Origin of the sequence: Legionella sp. (assembly GCF_047605385.1) — a bacterium.
Lineage (GTDB): Bacteria > Pseudomonadota > Gammaproteobacteria > Legionellales > Legionellaceae > Legionella.
Map to the genome: position 1 here is coordinate 1 of NZ_JASGFU010000103.1, position 5,969 is coordinate 5,969.

The following is a 5,969-nucleotide window of genomic DNA, read 5'->3' on the forward strand; positions in this document are numbered from 1 at the left end:
CCTATATAAAAAAATCAAGAGCTTACCTGCACCGATAACTTTTTGCGACAAAACCTGCACATTCAAGTGTCGATTTTATATAATATAATTTAGCATCGTCATTTTTTACTTTGCTTAAAATCAACAGGTTATGACCCCATGGTATTTCTCCAACGAGCTGTTGGAGATTTGGCTTGTGTTGGTATTCCAAATAAAATTGGCGCATATACCAAAGATTCTGGGGTGAAAATCCTGATTTAGCATTAAATTCAACTTTTAAATCTCTAGATAAACGCTCAACAACGGATTTTCCCCAGCCATGTTTTTTTTGGCTTTTTACAATGTGCTCACCAAGCCACCAGTATAGGGAGATTAATTCCCGATTAGCTGCATGAGAGGCACGAACTCTTGTCCCGTGAATTTGAGCTTTGGCTTTTTCAAGAAAGTCTTTATATGCTGGCAAATCATTAGTCGTTATTTCGTTCATACAGTAATCCCAATGGAGCGAATTGCACTTAAAAATTCTGTTTTTCTCGTTGAGTTCCTACCATATAGAAAATCTTTAACTTCTTTAGGTGTGGCGTGAAGAAATTCACAAATACAAATAGCAGGAAGTTAATATCCAATCCTGGCTAGTTGTGCTTCTAATGAATGAAGATCGGGGGCAAGTGCTTTATTTATAACCTCTTCAGTAATTGGTTTTATCGCTGCAGAGTAGGCAATTTCCATAGCTGTAGCCAAATACTTGTGAATTTGTAATGGTGTAATTAATGCTTGGGCGAGTCGTAATGCGGCCTCATTTGTAATCACATCACTGACGTTCACCTTTTCCTTTAGGCATTGCTTAAACAGAAACTCAACATACTTCTCCATGTTGCCCATTGCATTGTCAATGCTAAATATCTTAGTTCTAGCCCCTATTTCCTCAATACTGGAGGTTGATAGGGAATTACCCAATTTAGGATGACCTGCCAGAATAATAGATAATTGACAACCACTATGCGCAACTATTTCCACGATGCGCGTTAAAGCGGTTAATGTTTGTCCATGTACATCATGGGCTTCATCAATAAATAAAGCCACCGGCTTTTTTTGCTTTTTAATTAAATCAATTAATTGACGTTCTTGCTTTTCACCTTGCGTTGGAACCTTAAAATTTTTATCTGTTTTAGTAAGGTCATAAAATAACGCCAGATAAATGGTGCTTACATTTAATCGATTTTTTTCAGTAGACAACGACCGAGATACTATGATTCTATTTTCAATTTCCAATTCTTGTTGAATTTGGTTTAATAACGTGGTTTTTCCTGATCCAACCATCCCCGTTAAAGCATAAATCCCTCCCGCTTGAATCAGAAATTTTAATTCTTTGTATAACTTCTTCCGCTGCTCTGTATCATAATAGCTAGCACAAATAAGTGGTTGTTTTAAATTAAAGTACTCCATAACCTCTGTATACACGCATTACTCCTTATTTATTGCCTGGCATAAAGACAACGTAAAATATTGTCTTATCCTCGATTCGACTTCTTCTTTGTTTAAAGTTTCTCTAACGATATGATTAATGACATCGATTTGCTGAGGAAGTAATGCAGCAAGTGGCTTATTTAATAAACGAGCGATAGCCTTCTTGGCCTCAAGCTTATCAGTAAATACTGATTCTTTTTCTTCATCAAATGGAACGCAGGGTTGGTTTTTTGTAATTGCTCGCGCCTTTTCTAGCTGGGCGATAGTTTGAGTGTCATGTCCAGTCATAACCGATAATGGAACAGAAATTGATTGTGCTAAATTGGAAATGTCATTTGCTAATTTTTCTGTTTTTGTTTGAGAATGGCGTCGAAATATATGCAGAGGGATGGGGCCGCTAGATGGATAAAATGGCCCCGTTTTTTGCCTATTAAACTCAACATACACTTCGTTGTCTAACAGTCCATGTAGCAAAATTACCTCATGCCCTGCCATATCTGGAGTTAGTTGATAAGAGATGCCGTCTATGCTAACGCAGGCATCTGAAGCCACAAGGCGTGTTTCTGGATCGCGAACAAATTGACAAAACTTTTCCCAAGAACACATTTGTCGATAACCGTTCGTTGGTAGAAATTTCGTCCAAGTTTGTAAACGTGTTAATTTTCCAGAGCGATGGGGCATTTCAGCATATTGAAATAAATAATTTATTAACCACTCATTTGCCTGATCTAGTGAGGCAGGTTGATGAAAGTGAAACAAGGTCTCAAAAGATTCTTTTGTGGTTCGATTTGTTCGCTCAACTTTACCCTTGCTACGTGCAGTGGTTCGCCTTCCGTCCGATCCTCTAGGCATATGAGTTTTGAGATCGATGCCAAGACCTGCTAAAACCCTTCGAAATAATGCGCTTCGTGCGAAGCGCTCCATTATCGGTGTAAAGTGTCCGAGGGATCCCTTGAAAAGGAAATCCTGATATTTTTTTAGCAGACATCGCATTAAACAAAAATTTTAAAGTCGTTAATACATCTTCACCCGCTGTCTCAATATATTCCGAATAAAGTACACCACTTTTGTCGTCAGTAACGCTTGCAAGAAATAATTTATAGTCACTGCTTTTAGTTAGTTTTTTTAAGTCTGACGGTGTAAAGTCAAATTGCCAACATTCATTACTTTCTTCCGCCTCGAAATGAACGACAATGGGTTCAACAGACAACAAAGCGTGATGATTAAATCCCCATTGCGTCATGTAACGATTCACCGTACTTTTCTTTAAAATACCAATTGGTGCTTTAATTAACCCCTGAGCTGTTTCAATACCATGTAACTCAAGTATCTCAATACATTTAGGTGTAGAAAGATGACGATTATTTTTATTGCTGGTACGGATTTTAAGTGCTGCAATAAGACGGCAGTACATTAACATATCATCGGATGAAATTGTTCTAGGCTGATTAAAGTCTTTTCGTCTATAGGAAGAAAAATCGATACATTGGCGCAATTGGCGATAAACAGTACTGGATGTTACGCCAAAGCTATGGGCAAACTCTTCAATCAAGCCTTTTCGTGCAGAATGCTTTGGTGGGTAGACACCCAATTTATTGTGCAAAATAATTAACTGCTCGACTGGTATTTGCTTTCCCATGTTAGCTTTGGTCTCGGTTTGATTGATTAAGTAGTTTACTACCGGCCTCTTTCAGAGAACCATCCCCATTAACATACGTATAAAGCGTCGTAGTGGTGATATTTAGCCGTTTGGCAACTTCATGTGCAATCGAATTACGATCACTCATTGCTACCATTGCCATTTTGATGGTGTGTTCATCCATCTTTCTTGGTCTACCCCCATTGCGACCCCTCGCCCTAGCAGCTAACAATCCAGCTTGGGTTCGTTCACGGATCAGTTCTCGTTCAAATTCAGCGAGAGAAGCAAAAATACCAAATACAAGTCGGCCATTTGCGGTGGTTGTATCAATGTCAGCGCCAGACAATACTTTAAAGTCAACTTTTTTGTGATTGAGCTCATCAATAAGATTAACGAGGTGCTTCATGTCACGACCAAGCCTATCCAACTTCCACACCACTAAGGTGTTTCCAGGCTGTAATGCCTTAATGCAAGCATTTAATCCCGGTCGGTCATCTTTTCGCCCAGAAGCAAGATCTTGATAAATATATTTGGGATCAACACCGGCTTTTAATAAAGCGTCTTTTTGCAAATCAAGCAGTTGGCTGCCATCTGATTTAGAAATGCGCATATATCCAATTAACATAATCATTCCATAGCAAAGAAACTACAAAATTAGTCTATCAGCTTATGTTGATTTTCTCTATGAGTTATTTTGTTTATTTTCAATCATTATTCACGAATAATTATATCGCCAAGAAAACGTGCGTTTTTCTGGTGGTAGGAGAAAAGTTCAGTTGCAAATAAAGTGGGCCAAGTTGCAATTAATGTGGGCCAAAAAAATACGATGATTACGAGCCGATGTGTTTATAAACGCGAGCCGTTACAGCTATGAGTGTTTTTATGGCGATAATTTATCATGTTGGCGCACCTATTGGGATAATCAAACCTAAGCAATCAACCACACAATGGGAGTTTATATATTTTTAAATCTGTAAAAAACACTTGACATAATAGGGCATAATGCCCTATTATGTCATTGAAGCACGGGCATTTTGCTCAGGGCATGAGAGGTAAGGAATATATAAATGGGTTATTTTACACAGGAAGAACAGAAAACTATTGATCAAGCAATTTTAATTTTAGACCGTAAACTAAAAGTTAACAAAGAGCCTTGCAACAGCTCGTTTTTAATCAAAAATTATTTGAGATTACAACTTGAGAAATGTCAAAGAGAGCATTTAGCAGCATTATATCTTGATACACAATTGCAGCTAATAGAATACAGAGTGGTTTTTTCTGGTTGTATTAACAGTTGTACAATCAGTGCAAGAGAATTTGTTAAAGACGCTTTAGAATTAAATGCAACAGCAATAGTTCTTGCACACAATCACCCATCTGGCAATTCAACGCCCAGTCAAGCAGACATAGAATCCACTCTCAAAATTAAACAGGCATTAAAATTATTTGATATAAATTTAGTTGATCATTTTGTAATTGGTCACAATGAAATAAGTTCATTAAGTGAACTAAATTTAATATAACAAAATACCGCAGCTTATAGCTGCGGTTTAAAAGGTGAGCCATGGAATCATACAAACCATATAATGTTCAGGGTAGTATACGTCCAGAATGCCTTAAAATAGCCAAAGAATGGACAGCACCAACTGGAGATGAGATTAAAATTGCGTTGGCAATGGCCAATTGTTCTGGTGTTGAGTTTGCTGGACGAATTAATACCAATGATCGAACAGTGAGACGCTGGATAGGCGATGAGTTAAATATACCTTATGCTGCTTGGTGTATTTTATGCCTAGAAGCTAATTTAGGAACCATTTGGCGATAGTTAAGAATACTTGGCAAGTGTTGCATTCAAATTTATTAGAAAGGTAAAGTCATGAGTTTTAAAAAAATTACTTTGGGTACGGCAATTATCTAAATATACATTTTAATATGGGGTCCTATCGCTTATTCTTCAGTAGACCTGTATACAGATATGTTTTTTGGAAGCTATATTAAAAATAGTCAGCTAGCATTGTATTGGTCATACGCATTTTCGATAGTATTATTAGTGATTTTAGTTACCTTACCTCTTATTGCGATTCTTGCTTTAGTACTGGATAAAGAGCCTAAAGAAGAGGATAAATAAAGTAAAATATATACGTTATGGCTTTTGTGCAAAAGATTGGTAAAAGGTCACGGGTGATTAGCAAAGACCAAAGATTTTTGTCCAGAGAAATGATCCACCAAAATCTGCGAGCAGATATCAAAGGCACTTTTAGCTTGTAATCTGCAGGAAGTAATAAGAGACATGGTTCTGGCTACGAAGTCAGAGCCATAATCAGAACGTGTCCCAAAATAATTTTTTCGCCAAATGACCGCAGGCCGTAAGCATTGCTCCGCATGATTATTAGTTGGCTCTATATTTTCATTAAAAATAAAAGTCCATAAAGCATCAAAATGCGTCAATAGGTTTGAGCAAAACCGCACGATTCTTGACCTCCGGCCGGGATCTTGGTAAAAAAGGGTCATGTTCAATTTTTAATCCCTGTAAATACTAAACTCCAATAGCATTGGCAACCATCCTGCCAAATGCAATACTTTTTTGCTGAATTTGGTTAAATCACAGATCTGTAATTCAACCCAATAATGATTAAGCTAAAATTTTTAAAATTAACTTCAGATAAGAGAAAAATCGACAGGCTTTAGTTCCAGGCCTAGTTCAGGGTATGGTGGTTGTAGAGACTTTTCTCTTTTAAAGAAACGATGCTTTGTTGGATCTTGGCTCATCTCACTACTAGCAGATGCTTCTGAGCTGAAGATAATATTTTGGGTTGATTTACAGAAACTGGGCAAATACGAGTTATAGTATTTTAAAGATGCCAGTTGATTTTGTTAAGAATAA

General features: G+C 37.2%; 9 protein-coding genes. 3 read left to right on the forward strand and 6 right to left on the reverse strand.

Going from position 1 to position 5,969, the window contains the following annotated elements; all coding sequences use genetic code 11:
• Positions 1-22: 22 nt before the first annotated feature.
• The 5 genes from QM652_RS13720 to QM652_RS13740 all read right to left on the reverse strand — a co-directional run bounded on the left by QM652_RS13720 (position 23) and on the right by QM652_RS13740 (position 3,710).
• Positions 23-466 (reverse strand): DUF1016 N-terminal domain-containing protein, encoded by a 444-nt coding sequence (locus tag QM652_RS13720; protein ID WP_415076745.1) that lies wholly within the window; start codon positions 464-466, stop codon positions 23-25.
• A gap of 128 nt (positions 467-594) precedes the next feature.
• Positions 595-1,440, reverse strand: a complete 846-nt coding sequence (locus QM652_RS13725) for an AAA family ATPase (RefSeq protein WP_415076747.1) — start codon at positions 1,438-1,440, stop codon at positions 595-597.
• A 3-nt stretch (positions 1,441-1,443) separates the two neighbouring features.
• Positions 1,444-2,298: a hypothetical protein gene (locus QM652_RS13730; RefSeq protein ID WP_415076749.1), complete on the reverse strand. Its 855-nt coding sequence runs from the start codon at positions 2,296-2,298 to the stop codon at positions 1,444-1,446.
• The gene (locus tag QM652_RS13735; protein ID WP_415076751.1) at positions 2,291-3,085 is read right to left on the reverse strand and encodes a hypothetical protein; all 795 of its coding nucleotides are present in this window, start codon (positions 3,083-3,085) and stop codon (positions 2,291-2,293) included. The genes QM652_RS13730 and QM652_RS13735 overlap by 8 nt, the downstream gene beginning before the upstream one ends.
• Before the next feature lies 1 nt (position 3,086).
• Positions 3,087-3,710, reverse strand: coding sequence for a recombinase family protein (locus tag QM652_RS13740; RefSeq protein ID WP_415076753.1), 624 nt, complete (start codon positions 3,708-3,710; stop codon positions 3,087-3,089).
• A gap of 442 nt (positions 3,711-4,152) precedes the next feature.
• On the opposite strand from QM652_RS13740, the gene QM652_RS13745 reads away from it, so the two are divergent.
• From QM652_RS13745 to QM652_RS13755, 3 genes are all read left to right on the forward strand, one after another.
• Positions 4,153-4,608 (forward strand): JAB domain-containing protein, encoded by a 456-nt coding sequence (locus QM652_RS13745; protein ID WP_415076755.1) that lies wholly within the window; start codon positions 4,153-4,155, stop codon positions 4,606-4,608.
• A 41-nt stretch (positions 4,609-4,649) separates the two neighbouring features.
• Entirely contained in the window at positions 4,650-4,910 is a 261-nt protein-coding gene (locus QM652_RS13750) for a transcriptional regulator (RefSeq protein WP_415076757.1), read from the forward strand.
• Positions 4,911-5,060: 150 nt separating this feature from the next.
• Complete coding sequence (locus tag QM652_RS13755; protein WP_415076759.1) at positions 5,061-5,213, forward strand: hypothetical protein; 153 nt, start codon at positions 5,061-5,063, stop codon at positions 5,211-5,213.
• Between the two features lie 47 nt (positions 5,214-5,260).
• On the opposite strand, the gene QM652_RS13760 is transcribed toward QM652_RS13755, so the two are convergent.
• Complete coding sequence (locus tag QM652_RS13760) at positions 5,261-5,554, reverse strand: IS66 family transposase (RefSeq protein ID WP_415076761.1); 294 nt, start codon at positions 5,552-5,554, stop codon at positions 5,261-5,263.
• Positions 5,555-5,969: the final 415 nt, after the last annotated feature.